Consider the following 21,381-nt stretch of genomic DNA (forward strand, 5'->3'; position numbering starts at 1 on the left):
GATGGGGGCGATCGTGCGGGTGCGGCCGGCGTCCAACAACGTATCTTCGGCGGCGAGGAGGCTGGTGGAGGTGAAGAGCATGCGGCCCTTGTGCTCGTAGATGCTCGACCCGTCCCGGCGGGTCAGGGGCTCAAAAGAACCGTGCGGGGCGGGCGGGGTCACAGCGATCGAGTCCGTCTCCAGGGCACGCCGTGTGATCTGCTCGACGGTGCCTTCGGGTACGGGGCCAAGGCTGGTTTCTTTCTGGACCCAGCGGCGGGCTTCGGCTTCGATCATGTGCGGACCCCAGACCGCGTGATGCTCCGACACCGTCGCCACGACCTTGCGCGCAGCCCGGTCGACATCGACCTCCCGCGACTCCCCCGGCCTGCCGCCCATGGCCGGCGCTGCGGCGCGGGCATCTTTGAGAAGGTTCGTGACGGTGGCTGCACCGACGCGTTCGGCGGCTTTCGCGGCCCACTCGGTGCGGAGGCCGGCGAGGGAGCGGGCGTGGGCTTTCGCGGGGCGGGTCTCGAGGGTGGCCTGCTGGGCGAGCTTGATCCGGGCGACCGCGTCCGGGCTGCGCCCGTGGGTGGCCCGGTAGTCCTTCTCGAGCTGGCCGACAACCTTCTTGATGTCCGCCGACCGGGTCGAGAATACCCCGGTGAGGCGCTCGTCAACACCGGCGATCTCGACCACGGGCCGCTTGCCCGGAGTGACTTCATGCAGCTCCGTGCTGAGACCTAACCGGGTGGTGACTTCGTCCATGACTCGTTGGTTGTAGAACTCGGACGCGGCCACGCCCTGACGGTGCAGGAGCTTGGAATCGATCGTGCGCCACTTCCCATCGACACCCTTGACCTTGTTCGCCACGACCAGGTGGTCGTGCAACTGCGGGTCACCATTCCGGGAGTCATAGTGACGGAACCGCGTCGCCACCAGGCCACCCTCGACGTCGATCTGTGCAACCCCGTTCGTGCCCGCACGCGTCGCGATCGCTTCCCGCTCCAGGTACGACACGGTGTCCAGGATCGCAATCGCCTGGGCATCCTCGATCGTCTTCCGGGTGTCCTCGTCACCGAGGCTCCAGAGCACGGACACGCTCTTCGCGGGCGAGAAAACTAGGTCGAAACCGGCGACAGCCTGCTGCGTCGGCCGCGTCGCCGCGGTGATGAACCGGCCCAGCTCTTCCTTGTCCGCAGGGGGCCGGCCCTTCGCGTTGCGGAACGCCAGGTCGCCCTCACCGGTGCGGATTGCGCGCCGGTCGGCGACGTTCGGCTCGCGGCCGTTCGTCTTGGTGAAGTCGGTGTAGCCGGTAGCGATCTTCGCGGACAGGTCCGTGCTGTCGGTGCTGTACCCGTAGTACGAGCGGCCGAGCTTGGCTGCCTTCGTGGCCTCCCCCACGGTCTTACCCTGCGCCTGCGCGTCAGCAATGATTCGTTCGGCGTCGGGGTGCAGGCCCTCACCGTAGAGGGCCTTCATCTGCTCTTCCGTGACGACACCGGAGACGCCGAGTGCGGCCAGTCCCCCGCCGACCCAGACACCGGGAGGGATACCATCCCCGGTGTAGTAATCGCCCAGCTCACGTCCGCTCTCACGCTTCGCATCACCGGTCGCGACCTCGTTGGTGTAGTACACATACCCGTCTCCCGCAGAGAGGATATGCATAGTCATCACCCGCTCACTTTACCTCGTCTATTACTAATGCCAGAGGTGTGACAAATACTTGTACGAAGAATGAGGATGCACGGTGGTCACGATCGAAGATTGGGATGCTCGGATGTTGAGGCTGAGATCGATGAGTGACTGCAGATAGGGGCTATCGAGATGACCGAACCAGGCAGTGCACAGCTCGCAACTGAACGCGCGCCTCCTTGCGCAAGCGCGCATCGTCCATGGCGTTGGTTTTGGCGGCCAAGCATGCGCGCTGTACTCCCGCATACTGGTTCTTCACCCACGAAAGGGGTACACGCATGGCTGATGTACGTAAGTCTGCGAAGCAGACTGCCGCCCGCTCTCGCGCACGCGAGAAGGCGGCAGAGTTCCGTGCGAAGGAAGACAAGCTCGAGCAGCTGGCCACCGACTACTTCGTCGCCACTGACTCGCTCGACGAGATCGACGCGACAGCTCAGGCGGAAATCGTAGCCATCCAGGAACGCGCAGCGCAGCAGAGCACGGCCGCCCGCACGTCAGCGGCGGCCACCATCGCGTCCATGCTCGAGCTCGGAACACCCAGGGCAGAAGTAGCGGGCCGCCTCGGTCTGGCGATGCGCGACGTCAAGAAGGCTCCTGCGCTCTGAAGCCATTGAGCTCTCGAAGCGGCCGCTAACCTGTCTGGTTTGGTGCTCTTCGCTGGAGTGGCTAGGTCCTGTCGGTCCCGCCGGAGCCTCGTCGGAGGATGCTGAGCGGTCCGCCCAACTGGTGTGCGCGCAGAGTTCGCCCGATGCCTCGTCGTTGCCAGGTTCCGGGACGGCGCCGCTACAACCGGGGTCGTCCTCTGTTCAGAATCGGCCGATACCGTCGTCGGTGATTGCTCCTGGTGGTGTGTTGCTGGGTTGTCCAAACGCCCCCTTGATCCTCGTCACGGGGACGTAACCCAGGCTTGGTGGTGGCTGTCTCCTTCTTGGTCTTCTGCGGTGTGTTCCGCGATCCAGGTGTCGGCGGCGGTGTCTTCTCCGACAGTGCGGAGCATCCCGGCGAGGGCGTCCACTTCGGTGCAACTCATCCGCGGGCCCACATCTCCCGCGAAGTCGGCGGCCGCGAACACGTCGACGAATCGCGCGGCTGCCTCGGTGTCGATGCTGGTTGTGCTCATTGCTGCTCCGCCCGGTCTATGGGGTGGGAGCGGTGACGGTGCAGAGGTTGACGCGGTGCAGGATGACCTGGGCGATGTGTACGGCGCTGTAGATGTAATCGTGGAAGTGCCCGGCGACATAGATCCCGTGGGGCACCGGGGCACCGTTGATGGGTTCGCCCTCGGGGGTGAATACGACGAGGTCTTTGTGGTCGCTGTCGGTGCTGATGAGGTGCTGCGCGACCCGGTATCCGCCGGCTGTGTAGTCGCGGTGGGTGTTGATCCCGTCGCAGGAGTACCGCACGACCCGGGGCATGTCCTCCCCTTCGAGCGCGACGAGCGCGGACCCTTGGTCGTCGTAGCCGTCCGTCATGCCGTTGAACTTGCGGCCCTCGTACTGGCTGGTTACCGCGTTCACCTCCCGGTCGGTGGGGCCGTCGCTCCACGACACGTTCATCCATGCGGACGCGGTGCCGGTGCTCATCCGGACGCTGAACTTCACGCCGGGAAACGCGTTCTTGAGCGCCACCCGAACCAACTTGGCGGTGTCCTTGGTGCTGATCTAATCCGTCATGTTCGTATCTCCCTAGTTGCTCAGTGCGGTTGCGGCCTGCTCGGCCTGGATGGCTTCCCAGTGGGCAAGCCGGGTCCGGAGTTCAGCAATCCGGGCGAGCTGGTCGGCGGTGCGCGCGGCGGCGACTGCGGGGTGCTCGGGAGTGTGGGGTGTGGCGTATCCGTCCCAGTTCAAGGTGCGTTCGCGCCTGCGGATCGAGCTGGTGAGGTGGAATATCTTCCACTCGACGTCAGCGGCAGTGATCGTGTGTGCGGGGGTCTGGATCTGTTCAAGCATTTTTTCTCCTCCAAATTTTTTTTGCCTTTCGGCGATTTTCCGCCCTCATGGAGTGCTGTCGGGGTCAAGCCCCAAGGAACGGTTGCAGGCCAAAAGTTATGGAGGAGCGCAGCGGGTGAAGAAGTTTTTGCCGAAACTGTGACGACGGCTTGACGCCGACAGCACTCAGTGAACAATCCCCCAGACGAAAAGCAACAAAGTTGCCGTGCGCCAATGTGCCCGGTCTGGCACACACATAACTCGGCAGCACGCGTGGCCGAGAACAACTCCAATTCCCGCACTACACGCGCTCGCCCATAAGCGATCGATGCCGGTGAGGCAGATCCGCCTACGATCAGAATGCGGCCAGATGGACGCTTTGTCTGAGGAGATCTGTCTTTTGAACGAGAACCCCGTAGGGGCACACGCGCACGACAACCGCGAAACTGTTGACGACGCGCGACGGGGTTTGCTCTCCCTGCAGCTCGGGTTCCGTCGCCACGAGGTGCTGGCTGAGCGTGCTGATGCGCTCGAGGTAGCGAGCGGATCGGCGCTAGCGCACGATCGTGATGCTGCGACTTACAATCCAGTCCCGGATCTAGTTTTCAACATCCTCGGGACTGCTCTAGATCACCTACACGGCCTACAAGTGAGCGTGGAAGGGAGTGGTGGCTCGATCCTTGCCATGTCGTCCTTCACTCTCATTCGGAGCACCTTCGAGGCTGCAGGAACAGGACTGTGGATCTTGCAGCCAGAGTCGCGCGATGAGCGACTGTTGCGGTCGAGGCGGATCACCCGCGACAACCGACGCCAGGTCCACGTCATGAAAACCGAGCTGGGTCAGCCCGACCCCGGTTTCGATCGCATGGGGGCCAGGCTTCAGCAGCAGATCGACGCCCGACCTGCCCTGGCGGGTCAGTCACTCAATAAACTCGACAGCGTGACCTCTCGCCTTGGCGCCGTGGCGACTATGGTGCCGCGCTTGCCGGTTCCCCCTCTAACCCTGTGGCGGATGGCGAGCGGCATCGCGCACGGCAACACACACATGATCATTGCCGTCCTCGAGCGGGAACAGATCAAGCTACCTGACGAAGGCTCCACCGATTACAACGTCACATCGAGCTTTGTGACGGTTGCAATGTTCTATGACGCCGCCCTCAATATGGTCGAAGCCCTTCTCGATCTGTACGACGCACGAAATCGCGCGCCCCCTACGTGTCAGGGTGAGTTGAGGCCAGTAGCTCAGAGCAAGTCCGCCGTTTGACGTAGGGCGAGAATCAGGAAGTCCAACCATGTCCAGCCCATCGTTGATCGCCGTGCGCGACGATAGTTCCATGAACAACAGCAGTCCCGGCCCGCGCGCGGGCGGCCCCACGCCCCGGCGGTCGTTCACGCCGAAGCAGAAACTTGACCACCTCGCCGCCTACGAGGATGCGATTTCCCGCAACGGGGGCGGCGCGTATTTGCGGGGGCAGGGCATCTATTCCTCACAGATCACGGAGTGGCGAAAACTGCGCGATGCGGGGGTGCTGCAGGGCAAGAAACCCGGGGAGAAGATCGGCCGGCTCACGCCCGAGCAAGCCGAGATCGCCCGGCTCCGCCGCCAACTTGAGTTGACGGAACGGAGGTTGGAAACGACGGGGGTGGCGTTGGAGATCATGTCAGAAATGCACGAGCTACTCGAAAATCTTTCGAAGAGCTCGCGGGACGAAACACCGCACACGAAACCGTGATGACCACCTACCGCGACCTCACCGGCCACGGCGTCCCGACCCGGACGGCCGCCAGCCTGGTCGGGTTGCCGCGGGCGACCGCGACCCGGACACCCCGCACCTGGGCCGCCCGGCAGGTGGTGGTGCCGGCGAACCGGCTCGATGTCCTCGAGCGGGCCCGCATCCTGACGGTGGTGAACTCGGCCCGGTTCGTGGATTTGCCGCCGATCCAGATCTACGCGCAGCTGCTCGACGAGGGCGTGTATTTGGCGTCAATCTCAACGATCTACCGGGTATTGGCCGAGAACCAGCAGGTCAAGGAACGCCGCCGACTGGCCCGCCACCCGGCCCGCGCGATCCCGGAACTGGTCGCCACCGGCCCCGGCCAGGTCTATACGTGGGACATCACGAAACTGCCCGGCCCGATCAAGGGCAAGTACTTCGACGCCTACGTGATGATCGATATTTACTCCCGATACATCGTTGGCGTGAAGGTCCATCCGGCCGAGTCCGCGGTCCTCGCCGCGGAAATGATGACCGAGACCTTCTCCATCCATGGCACCCCGCAGGTCGTCCACGCCGACCGGGGCACGTCGATGACGAGTAAGACCGTTGCCGCGCTGCTCTCGGATCTCGAGGTCACCAAGTCGCACTCCCGGCCCCGGGTCAGCAACGACAATCCCTATTCGGAGTCGTGGTTCAAGACGCTCAAATTCGCCCCCGTGTTCCCGGAATCCTTCGGCAGCCTCGGGCGATGCCCGACGCTTCATGAATACCTTTGTCGAGGGTTACAACCACAACCACAGCCACCGGCACACCGGGATCGGGCTCAACACCCCTGCCGACGTCCACTACGGCCTCGCCGCCGGCAAGGCCGTCGAGCGGGCGGCGACCCTCGCCACCCCCGCCGCGGCCTGGATCAACAGGCCAGCCGAACCACAAGAGGCGGAGCCGAAACTAGCCGCCTAAACTCACGCTGGCCTCATTCACCTTGACAAATTCCGCCTTGCGGCGCTGTCATTTTCCGTACTCGTCTGCACAAATTTCCGCACTCGTTTGCACAACTCATCCACACCGACGTCGACCCATGCTGTCGTCCCGTATGGGGAAGGCTTAACGAAAAGCTAAGGCGTCAGCTCGATGGTCTCTCGGTAGCGACGACAAGTCACACACCCATGCATTCACCCTGATTGGATTACCCTTCGGGTACTCGAAGTCCTCCTCGCCGTGGAAGCGGAAACCAACAGATTGGCAGAGCGAGTTCGAGGCCCCGTTGTCGATGCGGGGAAAGGCAACCACATGCTCTCGGTCACCATACGTCGCGGCGTACCGAAGGCAAGCAATCAGAGCATTAGAAGCGAAGCCTCGCCCTTGGTACGCGGTCGCAACGCTCCATCCGGCTTCGTAAACCTCCGCGCCTGCCCATGTTGCTTTCCAGTAGCCAACAGATCCGACGGGAATCTCCTCTGAGGCAACGTTGATCGTAAACATACGCGCTTCGCCTTCCTCCCATAGGCGGAGAAAATTGGCTTGGCGTTTCAATAGCTGCTCGCCCGTTTCTGGACCTCCGAGGAAGGCGGTCATCTCTGGCGTATTGCTGCGTTCGAGCACCGGCAAGTCATCAGCCGTCCAGGACTTTATAGAAATTTGATCCGTCATAAGTCCACAGTAAACACCCTCTCCGACAACGACTGGCTGGCTGAACCCAAGCCCGCAAGCCCGCCGACCACCGCCACCGATCTGGAACGAGTCCACACAACAGGCGAGCTTTCCGACGGTGTGTCACTAAGGGAACCCCGAACGCTTCAGCACCAACCTCAACCCAAAGATCCTCGCCATCCCCGACGCGGCCTGGATCAACCAGCCCGCCAAAGAGCAAGAAAGCCAGCCACAACTAGCCGCCTAAACTCACGCTGGCCTCAATTACCTTGACAAATTCCGGCCGGGCCATGCGTGACTATCTGGCTGCTGGATCTCCACATCGCCGGTCGCTCAGACGATCGATCGAGGGCAGCCGGCCTTGTCGAGATAATGCGGCAGCGTCAGATCCCCGTCTAGAACTGTGTTGGGAACGACCCGGCCGTGCGCCACGCGTCGGCGCTGTCATCTAATTCGAGACCGCTGTTACGCAACCTGTTGATTAGGGTTCTTCTGCTCGAAAGGTCGCCGGTCAGGTTGACGTAGTTGAGCCCGTCCACGTCGCTGAGGCCTCTGACGTTTCCAACGCGCACTAAGACGACGCCGCCCTGGTTTAGAGCCATAGCCCAACCGGCTTCAAAGATCACGTTCTGGCGTGCTTGACCATAAGGTTTTGCTTCGCGAGGGTCATCATTTCCGGAGTTGTGAAACTCCTCTTTCACGTATCCCAAGTCATCGGGGGTCATGAGGACGACGACAGCGTCCGCAATGTCGATCCCAGCTCGGACGATATCGAGGGTGTGGGGCGTCCCGCCCTCAACGCCGCGAACGGCGTCCTCCCAGGTGACGATTCGGAGGTCAAGAGACATGAGCAGAGCCGCAAGAGCATCGTATGCGGCCTGGTCCCGGCCGCGGACGACAAAAACGTACCTCATGGTTTTGGGCGTGGCCGGCGAGGGAGCGGGGGCCCCCGATGGCGGTCGCTGGAATTGGCGTGCCGGCTTCTTCGCTGCGGGCTGACCTGTCGATCCCTCGGCACCGGTGACTCCAAGGTCTCTGTCGAGATTTCGGTAAAGATCTTCCGATGCTGAGTTTCCCCGTCGAAAGGCCGGCGACATTCGGGATGAGTCTGACCCGACGTACTCGATCAGGCTCAGTAGGCTCGTCGCACTGTCCGGCCTGTCACTAAGCGTTGTGACGAGGTGAGTCGCCTTCTTCAACTTGTTGATAGCGAAGTCGCTTTTCTGGGGCACGACGTCGAAGCGGAGATACAGGCTCTCGATCACTGAATGAGTTGCCTCACTGTCGAGAAGCGTTGCCAACGACTGTTGTGTGGCTCCGCTCAGCTTTGCCATGGCATTCTCCCCCGGGTTGGACCTCTGAACAGTAGCAGCGACGGCCATGAACGATCACTTGCGCTGATCGTTTGTTGCAATACAGCTCACTCATGTGCAAGAGAGCGGTGTCCGTGGATGACCCGAAGGCCCTGTTCGAAACACGCATCAGCGGATCTGAACCTGTGACGCCGGCGGGCAAATCCCGGACGTCACCGCGTCATTGTCGCCGATGACCCCACATCGGCTGCATCAGCCAATGCGACGCGAGGATGCGTATGTGATCTCTGCCTGTCGGGGCAGACCTTGTGAGTGTCAGAGCCCCGACCTACACTCCCCATACCGAATAAACGTTCGAATTCAGGGGTTTGGAGGCACGGATGCGACAGGGCTTCCCACACCTCCATGTCGCCTCCGCGTACTCGCCGCACTACGGCGTGACCATGCCCGAGGCCCTCGTCAACCAGGCCGCAGCCACCGGCGCCGACTTCCTCGCCCTCACCGACCGGGATGGGCTGTACGGGGCGGTGAAACATGTGCGGGCGTGCGCGACCGCCGGGATCCGGCCGGGCCTCGGCGCGGACCTGGCCGTCCACGATGACGAGCACCGGCCGCTCGGCCGGGTGACCCTGATCGCTCACGGCGGGGGCGGCCGCGGGTACGCCGCACTCTGCCGGGCAGTGAGCTCCGCCCACGAGGCAGGCCGGGTGCCGAGCATCGACCGGCGCCAGCTCGCCACCTGGGCAGAAGGACGCACAATAACCGTGCTCCTCGGGCCGCTCTCCGATGTGGGGCTCGCCGTGGAACGCCGAGACAGCCCGGAGTCAGTCGCCGGGTTGCGCGCGTGGCTCCGCGTCATGCCCATCGGCTCCGTCACCCTCGAAGTCCTCTGCCACCTGGCACCGACCGGGCAACGCGGTTCCGTGGCCGCGGCCACCCGCATGCTGGGCCTCGCCGAGGACACCGGGACCCCCGCCATCCTCTCCAACGCCGTCCGCTACGGCGAGCCGGGCGACGCGACGACCGCGGACCTCGCCGACGCCACCCGCCTCCTCACCCCACTCGCCCAACTCGAGGAACCCCAGGCCAACGGACAAGCCTGGCTAAAAGACGGGCCCCACATGCGCCAGGTCGCGCGCATGGTTGTTGACGCCGGCGCCCGGAACCCCAGCGCCCTCGACCAACTGCTCCGTTCCACACAGGAGCTGGCAGACCGGTGCGCCCTGGACCCGGCTGCGGACATCGGACTCGGCACACCACGGATGCCGGAAGCCTCGATCATCGGGGTGGTCGGCGACCCGGTGGCTGAGCTGTGGCGGCGGGCCCGGCACGGCATCGACGACCGCTACGCCGGCACCACCCTCGCCCGCGCCGCACACGAGGAGCTCGCCCATGAGATGGAGACGGTCGAGCACCTCGGATTCGCGGCGTACTTCTTGACTGTCGCCCGAGTTGCGGACCTGATCCGGGGCATGGGCGTCCGGGTGCAAGCGCGAGGTTCCGGTGTCGGTTCCGTCCTCAACTACGCGCTCCGAACCTCCTCGGTCGAACCGATCGAGAATGGCCTCATCTGGGAACGGTTCCTCTCCCCCGAACGCCAGACCCTCCCCGACATCGATATCGACGTTGAATCCGCCAGGCGTCACGACATCTACCGGGAAGTGTTCCAGGTCTTCGGCGCCGGCCGGGTGTCGCTGATGTCGATGACCAACGCGTACCGGGGGCGGGGCGCCGTCCGAGACGCCGGGCTCGCACTCGGCATGCCCGACGACCAGGTCGCGGCGATCGCGAAGCAGATGTGGCGTTTCAACGCCCGCGACTTCCGCCGGGCCCTCGAGGAGAAACCAGAACTCGCCGACCTCGCCCAGCAGGTGCGTGAGTCGCAGCAGCTGGACCAGCTGGTGGACCTGACCGCGAAGCTCGACCGGCTCCCCCGCCACATCAGCGTGCACCCGTGCGGCGTCATCCTCTCCGACACCTCTCTCCTCGACCGGACCCCGGTGCAACGCTCGGGGATGGGTCTGCCGATGTCCCAGTACGACAAGCACGACATGGACCCGATGGGCCTGATCAAGCTCGACATCCTCGGCGTCCGCATGCAGTCGGCGATGGCGTACGCGATCGAGGAGCACCGGCGACTCACCGGCGAGACCATCGACCTGGACCGGGTCCCCCTCGACGACGAACCCACCTACGAAATGCTCCGCACCACCCGCACCCTTGGCGTCTTCCAATTGGAGTCGCCCGGGCAGATGGAGCTGATCGGGAAGCTCCAACCGGCAGTGTTCAACGACCTGACCGTGGAGATCAGCTTGTTCCGCCCCGGCCCCATGCAAGCGAACATGCCCCTGCAATATCTGAAGGCGCGTCACGGTGAAGTCCCACCTGACCACATGCATCCGCGGTTCAAACCGTTCCTGGCCGAAACCAACGGCGTCGTCGTCTTCCACGAACAAGTCATGCGGCTCTTCGACGAACTGACCGGCTGCGGGATGGGAAAAGCCGACGTGTTCCGCCGGCACCTCGGCAAATCCGGCGACCTCGCCGAAATCGAAGCGTACGTGCGAAAGCAGGCCGCCACCCGCGGGTTCCCAGCACCGGTCATCGACCGGGCGTGGAAGGTACTTTCCGGGTTCGGCAGCTTCGGCTTCGCCAAAGCACACGGGGCCGCATTCGCCCGCACCACCTACGAGAGCGCCTGGCTGAAAACGCACCACCCGGCGACGTTCTTCGCCGGGCTCCTCACCCACGACCCCGGCATGTGGCCCAAAGACCTGATCGTCGCCGAAGCCCGCAACCTCGGCGTCCCCGTCCTCGGCCTCGACGTCCAAAATTCCGCACTGGATTACCGGGTTGAGCAACTGGGCGACGGACAGCTCGCCATCCGCCTCGCCCTACCCGAACTCGCCGGCTCCACCGCGCTCGAGCGGCAACGCATCGCCGAGCATCAACCGTTCTCCTCGTTGCAGGACTTCCGGGACCGGGTGCGGCCGCGGCGGCGCACGTTCGAAGCGTTGGCCCGGGTCGGCGCCCTCGACTCGTTCATCGGCTACGACCGCGCCCGCCGCGGCGACCTGCTCGCCCACATCCAAGGCCTCGGCGGCCGCGCCCTCCCCGTCGGCCCCGACCAGCTCGCCTTCGACATTGAACTGCCACTGCCCGACTTCTCCCGATCGGTCACTGCCCTCGACCTCCGCGGCCGCACCCAAACAGACGTGGAACTCCGAGACCTCGGCCTCGCCGTCAGCCAGCACCAGATGACCCGGTTCTACCTGCTCTTCAAAGAGCTCGGAGTCACCCCGGCGTCAGAGCTTGTGAACCTGCCGGGCGGCACCGAAGTCCTCGTCGCCGGGGTCCGCCGCGCCACCCACACTCCCCCGATGCGAAGCGGCAAACGCGTCGTCTTCCTCTCCCTCGACGACGGCAGCGGGCCCGTCTCCAACGTGGTGTTCTTCCACGACGCACAGGCGCAGATCGGGGCACCCGTGTTCCGCACCCACTACGCCCTGATCCGCGGCCGCACCCGGCGCACCGGCGCCCGCGGGGTGTCAGTGACCGGCGAACAGATGTGGGATCTGCTGGACGTGGCCGGGAAAGTCCGGGCACGCCAGGCCGCGGAACTGGAGCGAGAGCGGGTTGTGGTCGAGGCGGAGGCAGCGGACAACGTCATCCAGATGTGGAGACGGAGAGCGTGAAGTTCCCTGTTAACGCCAACTGAAAACAGGGCCAGAAACGCCAACTGAAAATAGGGCCACCAACCATCATGGAAGGTGATCAAATTGGATGATTGGGCAGAGATTCGCTACCTGCACTCGACGGGGAAGCATTCGAAACGGGAGATAGCTCGGCTGGTCGGAGTGTCCCGGGACACGGTGGATCGGGCGACCGTAGTCGCTGAGCATCTTTCGGATCACGTGGCTCGAACGCGTGCGGAGCCCGGGTGCATCTCATTCAGTGTCGCGTCGACCGTCGATCCCATGGTGTGGCAGGTCGACGAGTGCTTCCAGGACAGTTCTGCGCTCAAAGCACACCAGGACCGCGTTGCGGGAAGCGACTGGGGACGGGTCACAGCCGGGATCGAACGTCGCTACGCGATCCACGGGCTCTAGTTTCCCCACATTGCCTCGCCTTGGGCTGCGGATACGAGGACTACGGTGCTGCCTGGCGGAGCGCCTCGACTAACTCAAACCGCTCCAGCACAACGAGCGTTTCGTCATCGACTGTGAAGTCTGAATTGTTGAGGGAGTCACGCATCTCCGCGCTGTGCCAGAAGGCTTCGTGACCGCGCCGCCAGGCGGCTACGGAGTCGAATCCTTCGCCCTCGTCGCGTGCATGCTCGAGGCCGACGTCAGCAAGTCGGACAATCTCGACCGCAACCGTCTGGATGATCGCCACCGCGGCATCGTTTGAATCCACAACCGACTGCTTGTTCCCGATGATCGGCAACTGTTCGTCCTCTACTGAGTACTCCACGAAGGTCGAGCTGGTGGAGGTCTTCGTGCCGGCCAGAATTGCGGCGATCAGTCGATCCCGAAGCGGGCCTGGAAATCCGAACTCAGCAATCGGGAATTCACCGTGGTTGGTCATGAAGTGATCCTAGGTGCCGAGGCACGCACCCCTGAACCCCAAGGCGTTCGGCTATCAGGCGCTCAGAGCGATCCCGGCTTCAGATCGTATGTCACCCATTTCGTCGAAGTGGCGGTCGAGTCATATAGGCGACGGGCACGAGTGTTGTCCTCCGCAGTGATCCAGCGGACGACTGAGCTGCCTTCACCGTCGGCCAATGAGGAGAGTTCGCTGAGTAGCGCCCGCCCGACGCCGGAACCGCGAGTGTTCGGGGACGTGAACAGATCGTCGAGGAAGATTCCCACGCTGCCAGTGGAGGGCCGGGCAAATCGTCGATAGTGCGCGAGTCCCACGAGGCGATCCCCGGAACTGGCAACGAAGGCATTAACTTCATGCGCGCCGTCGTTGATCCAAGTCCACACACGTTCAACAATGCTTTCGTCAGGGGAAAGTGCGTAAAACGCTCGATATTCCCCATACAGCCCCGCCCACTCGGCGAAATCTGATGCCTGGACCCCGCGAACCAAGACCGTGTCGTCTGTACTCATCGCCCCAGAGTAGCGGCCCGCATTCTGTTCCCGATGAAGGCTAATTGCCCGGCCGCGGATCGGCGACCTAGAGATTAGTCAATTGCGTCAGCAGTGTCTCGGCTGCGCCGGTGATGCTGCCGACTGCGGAGAAGGTGAAGATACCAGCCACTCCCCAGAACCAGTAACGGTCATTCCGACCCGCTTTCATCCGGTTGAGCGCCAGCCACCAAGCCGCCACCGTCGCCAAGGTGGAGGCGATTACGGTACCGAACGCCATCCGGACGAAGTCTGCTGCGTCTGGAGCACCCCAGGAGTTGGTCGCGAGAACGATACAGAACGGAATGATGATCATCCCCACGAATCCGATGAGCACTGGGGACACAGCGCGTCGTTTCTGAGTACTCGTCTGGGTTGTCATGCGGTGAGTCTCGCAGGTCTCGCCCCTGCAGGCGACGCAATCGTTCCCGCGATCCGCAAGGGGTTCCCTTCTGACAGTGACCAGGCGGGGCCACTACTTCTTCGATAGGAGCTTCGCACCGTCCGACCGCAGCTCCCCCGCAGGTGAGACATGGCGGTACAACGTCTGCCGGGTGATCCCGAGCTCTTTGCAGAGGTCGCCAACCTTCGTTTCGTTCTGACCCATCGCAGCCATGGCCAGGCGGACCTTGGCCGGCGTCATCTTGAACGGCCGCCCGCCCGTCCTCCCCCGTGCTCGAGCTGCGGCAAGCCCGGCGACAGTGCGCTCAGAGATGAGCGCCCGCTCGAACTCGGAGAGAGCAGCAAAGATTCCGAAGACGAGCTTCCCAGGTGCCGTCGTGGTGTCGATCGCAGCGCCCTCTCCGGTGAGCACCTTGAGGCCGATGCCACGGTCGGTGAGGTCATGCACCGTATTGACCAGATGACGCAGGTCTCGGCCGAGCCGGTCCAGCTTCCAAACCAGGAGCGTGTCACCATGACGCAGCACCTTCAAGCAGGCCGCCAGGTGTGGCCGGTCGTCCTTCTTGCCGGATGCCTGGTCCTCGTAGAGATCCCCTGCACCGACGCCGGCGGCCAGGAGCGCGTCTCGTTGTAGATCAGTGCTCTGCGAACCATCAGCTTTTGACACGCGCATGTAGCCGACGAGCATGCTCGACTCCTGTCATTTAAACGTTCGATTACGTGACACCATGATCGTAGCCCGGCCGAATTCAGAATCTGTCACATATGTGACTTTCGGCGCTCTGTGGCGGCGTTCTGTTATCGCTATTTGGCGCATTGAGCTGTGTGCCCACGTCGCTCCGGAGTAGGCGTCAGTGTCTTGTATCCCATGGGATATGAGGCACATCAGTTACGCGACACATCACCAGGGTTGTGGCGCTCTCGCTGCGGCGCCGGGCGGCCGGTGCGCAAGAGAAATCTGCCGTCTTTGCAGACCCAGCGACGCCTGCAGGCCCACAAGGGTGACGGTCAGTCCCCTATCTCGCTGTACCTGATACATAGAATGCCGTGAGCGACTTGCATTCGGCGGGCAGGTCACTGACGATGTCTGCCTGTCCTCCCGAGAGAGCAATTGTGTCTCCCAGCACGTAGGCCGCGCCCTCCCAATTAAGGGTGGTGCCGTCCCAACTAGCAGTGTTCGGGAAGATCGGCACAGCGGCCGTATTGATAGTCACGCACCCGTCTGTGATCGTGAGCTCGCCCTTGAGGAGTGCTTCGTTCCCCGCGTCCGCCGGCCCCGAACCGGTTGTTGCCATCATGGTGGTGGCCGTTCCGCTGGCCGCAATCGTGTCCCCGGAAGTGGTGGAGCAACCCCCTAGTGCGAGTGATCCGATGGCAAGCACGAGAAGAGTCCCAAGTAGTTCGCGCTTCATCCGTGCGCGGCAGCGGATGAGGACGTCAAGTAGTTCGATAGGCACACCCGTACCGAAGCGGTTCGTTCATTGATCGATCCTCCGGGCATGGTGTCAGTGGGCGTCGTCGTTGCCCATGACGTGGACGGCGTAGCCCCAGCACCCAGCGTCTTCCCACCAGTAGTCGCCGGGAGTTTGGCCCGGGCCGTAGAGCGCTACCCCGGCTGCAGCCTGTTGATCCTCGGGCAACTTCGCTATCCAGCTCGGTTCCGCGCTCGAGGCCCAGTATGGGCTGAAGGTGTAGTCGTACCCCTTCTCCTTTATGCACTGCGCCGTGATGGCATTTGTCTGCACCCATTCGCGTGCGTGAGCGAGCTCGTCGCCCGTCATGCTCTCGGGGAATTCCACGGCGTCGACGTCAGTGGACGCGTCGAACACAACCGGGGCCGACGCGACATCCGCCAGTTCAGGAATCGACGCCTGCGCGGTCGGCGTCGAAACTTCAGCGGTTGGCGGTGCCACCGTCGCGGTGACGACCGGGGCGGCTGAAGGAGTGAACTCATCAGCGGCCCCAGCGCTGCAGCCGACGAGCGTGAAGGCAGAAAGCGTGAGCAGCGCGGTGAGGGCAGCGCGGCCTGCTCGGGTCTTCATCATGCTGTGAACATATCGCATCCGTGTGATTGACCCGGTAACGGGGATGAAGGCCGACACTCTCGTGCTTGCGATCAAGGCCCTGAAACCAGGGGTGCGGCGCCATACGATTTCACCACGCAGGAGAAGAATGACATCGCCGAGGGCTTCGCAGAGAAGCTGGCATACTTGAGCGCACCAAGCTAGGCGCAGGCTGAAAGGATGGTGAGGCAAGACAATGGAGCAGTTGGACGTCAGTTCAGTTGACGAAGCCTTGTCTTACCTCATCATCCTTGTCGCGCTTGCTCTCGTCCCCGCGCTGCTGACTTGGTGGCTTGTGGCCCAACGTCTGAACAGTCGAATCAGAAGCAAGGCGAACGGTGAACGCTGGCACCTATCGCGTTTCGGCCCGTTGGCACCACTAGTTTCTGCTGCTGCACTCTTGTGCGGGTTCCTTGCGTTCTTCGTGCCCCAAATTCATGACGAGCTGAGCCCAGACGTTAGATTCGCTTTTCTCGTCTTGGCTGGGTTCGCACTCGTGGGCTTCCTGATGAGCATCGTCCTTTGGTCCTACTCCAACGCACCGCCACGAGCGACACACGAAGCTGAGTAGTAAACAGCCGTGGCCAATCCACTCTGACGTGCCACAGCGCCGGAACAGGGCAGAACTCGCCGTAACCTTGCGGCTCAGTACAAGCAAGAACCGACCTATGAATCCTGCGCTCAGCCCAATTGCGGCGGCCTCAAGTAGCACCGATTCTAACGATCGGTAGTCCCAATAGTGGGGATCTGTCAGCGACGGTTGAAAAGTAGGCCAAGAATGACGGTCGAAAAGTAGTCCACTGTTGTGTGTGACTATTCTGCCGTGTTCTCTGGTCGTGCCGAGGGAAGAGTGTCGATGCCGCTGTTTTTGAGCCGGTAGCTGGAGCCTTTGAGCGTGATGACGTCGGCGTGGTGAACGATTCGGTCGATCATCGCGGCGGCCACGACGTGGTCGTCGAAGACGTCGCCCCACCGGGAGAAGGGGAGGTTGCTGGTCAGGATCAGCGAGGCGTGTTCGTAACGGCTGAAGACGAGCTGGAAGAACAGATTCGCGGCGTCTTGTTCGAACGGGATGTAGCCGACTTCGTCGACGATGATCAGGCCGTAACGGCGGAGCTTCACGAGTTCCTGGGGCAGCCGGCCCAGCTGGTGGGCTGATTGGAGTCGGGTGACCCAGTCCGTTGCTGTTGCGAACAGAACCCGGTGGCCCGCATGGGCGGCTTTGATGCCCAGGCCGATCGCGAGGTGCGTTTTCCCGGTTCCGGGCGGCCCGAGCAGGACCACGTTCTTCGCCTCGGTGAGGAAGGAACCGGTGCCGAGGTGCGCGATCGTGTCTCGCTTGAGCGAGGGCTGGTGGTCGAAGTTGAACTCCTCCAACGATTTCCGGCCAGGGAAACCCGCTGCCCTGATCCGGAGTTCCGCGCCGGAAGACTCCCTCGCGGAGACTTCCCGGGAGAGGACCGCCGCCAAGTATTCCTCGTGAGTCCAACCTGCCTCCCGGGCCTGCTCAGCGAGTCGGGCGGCGGCGTCCCTGATCCTGGGTGCTTTCAAAGCGCGGGCGAAGTACTCGATCTCGCTGATCGTTTCGCGGCCCATCAGGCGACCTCACCGTCAAGGTCGAACCGGACCCCGAACGCCGTGTCGTAGTCGGCGAGGTTTCGTTCGAGGCTCTCCTCGACCGGCTCCGCACGAGTTTGAAACGCGGTTCGCAGGGTCGCCGCGGCGGCAACGTGAGCCCGATCGGTGATCGTTTGTCCGGTCGACCATGCCCGGTCATGGGACGCGAACAACCTGTCTTCGAGGGTGACCGTGACCTGGCCCAGGTCCGCCCGAACCTCGACCATCCGCCCGATCCCGGCCGGATCCACGGAGTAATCGTTGCCGTGGACGCGAACGTAGTAATCGCGCGGCAAACGGACCTGGGCGGCGAAACCGACCAGCGGAGCGACCGGCGGCAACGCGAGCATCGCGGCCCGGTCCGCCGCGACCAACTCCGTGGGGCGCCCGCCGAGACGGCGAACAACCCTCCCGTTCGCCCGAGGCAACCAACTCGCGAGTTGCTCGTTGAAGTCAGCCGGCGAGCGAAACGATCGGCCCGGCAGGAACGATGTCTCCAAGTACTGGTTCGCGCGTTCGACGATGCCTTTGGACTCGGGATCGAAGGGCTTAAGTTGCACGATCCTGGTCGCCAACGTCCCGGTGAATGCCGCGACTCCGTGAGCGAACGCGTTCCGGCGGCCGATGCCGGCCTCGTTGTCCCAGATCAACCGCTTCGGGACGGCGCCCAACTGCTCTGAGATCAATGACCACATGCCCAGGAGCAGATCCGGTGTCGTCTGCGACGGCAACATTGCAGCCGTGATGAACCGCGAGAACGAGGACACGACCACCAACACCGGCGGAGACCCGGCCTGGCCGGCGCCGAGCGGGATCTTCACGGGCGGGAACCACAGATCGCACTGCGCCTGATCCCCGGCCGCATATGCGATCCGGTCCGCGGGATCTGCCGGCGCATACTCCGGCCGCAGCCTCGCCACATTCTCACGGAACCACGTGATCGAGCCGGACCACGCCAACCTCTCCGCGACGACCGTTGCGGGCATCCTCGGGTGCGCCGCGAGCAGCTCACGGATCCGCGGCTCCAGCTCCCGCAACTCAGACGGCCGAACCGGCCGCTCATACTTCGGCGGCTCGTCAGAAGCAATCGCTCGCGCGACCGTGTCCCTGGCCACCCCTAAACGCCGCGCGATCTCTCGCTGCGACACGCCCTCGCTCTTGTGAAGGCGACGAATCAACGCCCAATCTTCCACTGTGATCACCCATCCAATCGTGGTCGAGTGGACTAGTTTTCAACCGTCGATTCTGGCTGGGTATTCAACCGTCGCTGACAGGGATCGATGTGAGCCGCCAGCAACCATTCCGGCCGCCATCATTGAAATAGCAGACTTTATGCGATCGGGCACCGACGAGCTGCTCGCCTATTTCGCGCGGTGGGTTGCCCTCAGCGAGGATGCAGCAGACTGCCTCCCGGAGACACTTCTTGTTCTCTGGAGGCGCCGCGACGCTTCTCCTGTGGCTCATGACGAACGCCGAGCGTGGACCTACGGCGTTGCCCATCGGGTACTCGCCGTGCACCGCCGCACGGGCATTCGGCAGCTCGCGCTCACCGGCCGACTTCGCGATGAACTGCGCAGTCGACCGATTGCACCGCAATCCAAAGACGACTCAGCGATAGCCGCACTCGCCACACTCACCCCACGCGACCGAGAGTTGGTAACTCTCGTTGCCTGGGACGGTCTAACAATCGCAGAGACTGGGGCGGTCGTCGGAATTCGTCCGGATCCTGCTCGAGCTTGATACTCCCGAGCAAGGCGGAACCTCCGCGTCCGGCTGGGCTGAAACCGCTTTTCAGTGGGTTCAAGTGTCGGAATCGTCGTTAAGTTCACAAATCCGGCTGACGGCTTCGACCAGACGACGAAGATGATGCCAATATCCCGCACGAACCGGAACGTCGACGAGTGAGTCTTCGCCCCGCGCCGATCGGCACGTGTCGTCGCATCGCCATGCGTCATGCCCTGACTTACGATCCGCACAGGTCACCTAGGCCGCATCGCGGCGCACCCACGCCGTTGGGCCCCTGATCGCACTTCTCGCGAAGGTGCTTCGGGGCTCGAGCACGGCATCCTGTTGTCTCGAAACCCTAGGGTTTCGAGACTGTCGAGTAGCGAGCGATTGTCGCGAAAAACACACCGGAGCGCGAATCTTGTCCGGGCGGGGCAACCGGGACGGCCCGGTCGACAGGAGCGCTGGGGTTCTCCTGTCGATTTCCACACTCGCCCGCACAGCTCATTCACGCCGCCACAGACCTTGGCTCTGTGCCAGGAGGGTCCGGCTATCGGGCGCTTTCGGAAGCGGCCGGAGAGTCGAGCGATGTCAGGTACTCGGCGTTGCCTCGCATGGCGGGCTTGTACCGGTCAAGCTCTTCCGAATGCACATGGTCGGCAAGCAGAACGAGAAGGCTGCCGAGAGCGGTGTTGACACGGCCGGCCGCATGCAGGCTCAGAGATTCGAAGGCGCCGAGGGCAACAGAGTCCGGAAACTCCCTGCGTGCTTGCGCGAACACCGTGACCGACTCATCTAGGCGGCCAAGGTTGCGGAGGGTGCTCCCGTATTGGAGGTAGCACCGGCGACGCACATCCCCGTCGAGCCCTTCGGTCATCGCTCGCTCGTAGAACCCCAGGGCTGTCGACTCCTCGCCCGCGGTGTCGTACGCACCGCCTACTTCATAGAGGACTCGGGGGTCGCGCGGGTGCAGCTCATAGGCATCGAGAAGGGCGGCAATCGTTGGGCCCATATTGTCTCGGTCGCGAGCCGCAAAGATGCGGTCCAGCTCGATGTGCAGTTCGGTACTCATTGGTGAGTGACTCCTAGACTCGTGCCGGCCGCGCAGACGCGCGTGCTCAGGCTATCTGCCGGACTTGACTCATTTGTCGTTTTTATTGCGCGGCGACATGCCGGCCCTCCGCTCGACCGATCAGCGGCGCGCGTCGTGGCGCTTGCGCTGACTTGGCAAGAGTCCCAGCAGTACCGGCACCAGGATGCCGAGCGCACACACAATGGCTACAGCTGGGATCGTCATGGTTCGGATTATTGCGGGCGAACCTGAGAAGCGCTGGCCGAGGGTTCCCAAATGGCACCCCGCCGTTCAACGTCGACTCGAAGCCCTGGCAGCGAATTCTGTGCCCCTGAAGCGTTATTTGGAGAGCCACAACGGGTCGGAAAAGAGCGCTTGCAACTCTTGAACAAGGCGAGCCGTATGGAAACCGTCAGCCGCCGCATGGTGCACCTGAATGGCGACAGGCATCACGGTTCGCCCCCCAGCCTCCCGGTACCGACCCAGGGTGAATATAGGCAAGAGATGCTTCCAGCTGTCGCGTATCTGCAAACTGAACCCAGTGAACGACGCCCACGGGATGCTTGATATGTCAAACACATTTGCGGGCATATCTGGCTGCGGCTGAAACGACGTGGCATTGCGGTATCTAGCCAAGACGTCGACCGCCTGCTCGTGGAAGATCGAGAAGTCAGCGTGGAAGGGAGACCAGACGTTGGCAAACGTCTCTCGCTCGGGGTTGAAAACGGTGAATGCAGGGTGCACAACATCCCAGGTCGCCGGGACCATCTCGCCAGTGAGGGTCATCCGAAACTCGACGTGACGATTCACTACTGAGGCGATAGCCCAGATCTGCGCAATATGGCTTTTCCACGGAACGACGCGGAGCGCCGCCACCATCTCCGTGACGTCGAGTTCCACCGTGAGGGCGTACGTGCACTCGACGCGCGTGAGGTAGTGCTCGAAGTGCTCCCGCCGAGGCCACTTGTCCAGATCGATCGCGCGCGCTTCTGTCATGCCCACGAGCCTAAGGCGGGCACCCCTCCCCATCGGTCAGCACAGTGACCGTTCCGCTGCTAACGGACTTCAGTCGGGCCTCGACGGC

The 21,381-nt window shown here is 63.2% G+C and carries 19 protein-coding genes and 1 pseudogene; 5 read left to right on the forward strand and 15 right to left on the reverse strand.

The genetic code is table 11. The features are described 5' to 3' along the window. A partial coding sequence (mobF, locus tag CXY82_RS08670) for a MobF family relaxase (protein WP_158252147.1) occupies positions 1-1,653 on the reverse strand: 1,653 nt, incomplete at its 3' end. A gap of 299 nt (positions 1,654-1,952) precedes the next feature. Here mobF and CXY82_RS08675 point away from each other — a divergent pair. Further along, complete coding sequence (locus CXY82_RS08675; RefSeq protein WP_104170569.1) at positions 1,953-2,279, forward strand: hypothetical protein; 327 nt, start codon at positions 1,953-1,955, stop codon at positions 2,277-2,279. A gap of 281 nt (positions 2,280-2,560) precedes the next feature. Here CXY82_RS08675 and CXY82_RS08680 read toward each other — a convergent pair whose 3' ends face one another. The 3 genes from CXY82_RS08680 to CXY82_RS08690 are packed head-to-tail and all read right to left on the reverse strand — an operon-like array spanning position 2,561 to position 3,623. After that, on the reverse strand, positions 2,561-2,794 hold the full coding sequence (locus CXY82_RS08680; RefSeq protein ID WP_104170570.1) for a hypothetical protein: 234 nt from the start codon (positions 2,792-2,794) through the stop codon (positions 2,561-2,563). A gap of 16 nt (positions 2,795-2,810) precedes the next feature. After that, entirely contained in the window at positions 2,811-3,335 is a 525-nt protein-coding gene (locus CXY82_RS08685; RefSeq protein WP_255408579.1) for an LPD29 domain-containing protein, read from the reverse strand. Between the two features lie 24 nt (positions 3,336-3,359). After that, entirely contained in the window at positions 3,360-3,623 is a 264-nt protein-coding gene (locus CXY82_RS08690) for a hypothetical protein (protein WP_104170572.1), read from the reverse strand. Positions 3,624-3,972: 349 nt separating this feature from the next. On the opposite strand from CXY82_RS08690, the gene CXY82_RS08695 reads away from it, so the two are divergent. Further along, positions 3,973-4,866: a hypothetical protein gene (locus tag CXY82_RS08695; protein WP_104170573.1), complete on the forward strand. Its 894-nt coding sequence runs from the start codon at positions 3,973-3,975 to the stop codon at positions 4,864-4,866. Between the two features lie 70 nt (positions 4,867-4,936). Next, positions 4,937-6,283 (forward strand): annotated as a pseudogene (locus tag CXY82_RS08705) (IS3 family transposase). 144 nt (positions 6,284-6,427) lie between these two features. On the opposite strand, the gene CXY82_RS08710 reads toward CXY82_RS08705, so the two are convergent. Together CXY82_RS08710 and CXY82_RS08715 are read right to left on the reverse strand one after the other, a co-directional pair. Beyond that, positions 6,428-6,973 carry a GNAT family N-acetyltransferase gene (locus CXY82_RS08710; RefSeq protein WP_104170576.1) on the reverse strand — a complete coding sequence of 182 codons (546 nt, stop codon included), beginning with the start codon at positions 6,971-6,973 and terminating at the stop codon, positions 6,428-6,430. A gap of 395 nt (positions 6,974-7,368) precedes the next feature. After that, on the reverse strand, positions 7,369-8,307 hold the full coding sequence (locus CXY82_RS08715) for a TIR domain-containing protein (RefSeq protein ID WP_158252148.1): 939 nt from the start codon (positions 8,305-8,307) through the stop codon (positions 7,369-7,371). Positions 8,308-8,666: 359 nt separating this feature from the next. On the opposite strand from CXY82_RS08715, the gene dnaE reads away from it, so the two are divergent. Further along, positions 8,667-11,981, forward strand: a complete 3,315-nt coding sequence (gene dnaE / locus CXY82_RS08720; protein WP_104170578.1) for a DNA polymerase III subunit alpha — start codon at positions 8,667-8,669, stop codon at positions 11,979-11,981. 75 nt (positions 11,982-12,056) lie between these two features. Further along, positions 12,057-12,395: a putative quinol monooxygenase gene (locus tag CXY82_RS08725; RefSeq protein WP_146069085.1), complete on the forward strand. Its 339-nt coding sequence runs from the start codon at positions 12,057-12,059 to the stop codon at positions 12,393-12,395. A 40-nt stretch (positions 12,396-12,435) separates the two neighbouring features. Here CXY82_RS08725 and CXY82_RS08730 read toward each other — a convergent pair whose 3' ends face one another. The 9 genes from CXY82_RS08730 to CXY82_RS08780 all read right to left on the reverse strand — a co-directional run bounded on the left by CXY82_RS08730 (position 12,436) and on the right by CXY82_RS08780 (position 21,293). Then, positions 12,436-12,873 (reverse strand): ASCH domain-containing protein, encoded by a 438-nt coding sequence (locus CXY82_RS08730; protein ID WP_104170579.1) that lies wholly within the window; start codon positions 12,871-12,873, stop codon positions 12,436-12,438. A 62-nt stretch (positions 12,874-12,935) separates the two neighbouring features. Continuing rightward, positions 12,936-13,400 carry a GNAT family N-acetyltransferase gene (locus CXY82_RS08735; RefSeq protein WP_104170580.1) on the reverse strand — a complete coding sequence of 155 codons (465 nt, stop codon included), beginning with the start codon at positions 13,398-13,400 and terminating at the stop codon, positions 12,936-12,938. Between the two features lie 67 nt (positions 13,401-13,467). Next, the gene (locus CXY82_RS08740) at positions 13,468-13,734 is read right to left on the reverse strand and encodes a hypothetical protein (RefSeq protein WP_158252150.1); all 267 of its coding nucleotides are present in this window, start codon (positions 13,732-13,734) and stop codon (positions 13,468-13,470) included. Positions 13,735-13,893: 159 nt separating this feature from the next. After that, positions 13,894-14,508 (reverse strand): recombinase family protein, encoded by a 615-nt coding sequence (locus tag CXY82_RS08745; RefSeq protein ID WP_104170582.1) that lies wholly within the window; start codon positions 14,506-14,508, stop codon positions 13,894-13,896. An 817-nt stretch (positions 14,509-15,325) separates the two neighbouring features. Continuing rightward, on the reverse strand, positions 15,326-15,865 hold the full coding sequence (locus tag CXY82_RS08755; protein ID WP_104170584.1) for a hypothetical protein: 540 nt from the start codon (positions 15,863-15,865) through the stop codon (positions 15,326-15,328). A gap of 831 nt (positions 15,866-16,696) precedes the next feature. Continuing rightward, entirely contained in the window at positions 16,697-17,479 is a 783-nt protein-coding gene (gene istB / locus CXY82_RS08765) for an IS21-like element helper ATPase IstB (protein WP_104170586.1), read from the reverse strand. Continuing rightward, positions 17,479-18,702: an IS21 family transposase gene (gene istA, locus CXY82_RS08770; protein ID WP_104170587.1), complete on the reverse strand. Its 1,224-nt coding sequence runs from the start codon at positions 18,700-18,702 to the stop codon at positions 17,479-17,481. The genes istB and istA overlap by 1 nt, the downstream gene beginning before the upstream one ends. Positions 18,703-19,775: 1,073 nt before the next feature. Further along, positions 19,776-20,297 (reverse strand): tetratricopeptide repeat protein, encoded by a 522-nt coding sequence (locus CXY82_RS08775; RefSeq protein WP_104170588.1) that lies wholly within the window; start codon positions 20,295-20,297, stop codon positions 19,776-19,778. 339 nt (positions 20,298-20,636) lie between these two features. Then, a complete protein-coding gene (locus CXY82_RS08780; RefSeq protein ID WP_104170647.1) occupies positions 20,637-21,293 on the reverse strand; it encodes a CatA-like O-acetyltransferase in 657 nt (218 codons plus the stop codon). Between the last annotated feature and the right edge of the window lie 88 nt (positions 21,294-21,381).

This window comes from Cryobacterium sp. M23 (genome assembly GCF_002929655.1).
Lineage (GTDB): Bacteria > Actinomycetota > Actinomycetes > Actinomycetales > Microbacteriaceae > Cryobacterium > Cryobacterium sandaracinum.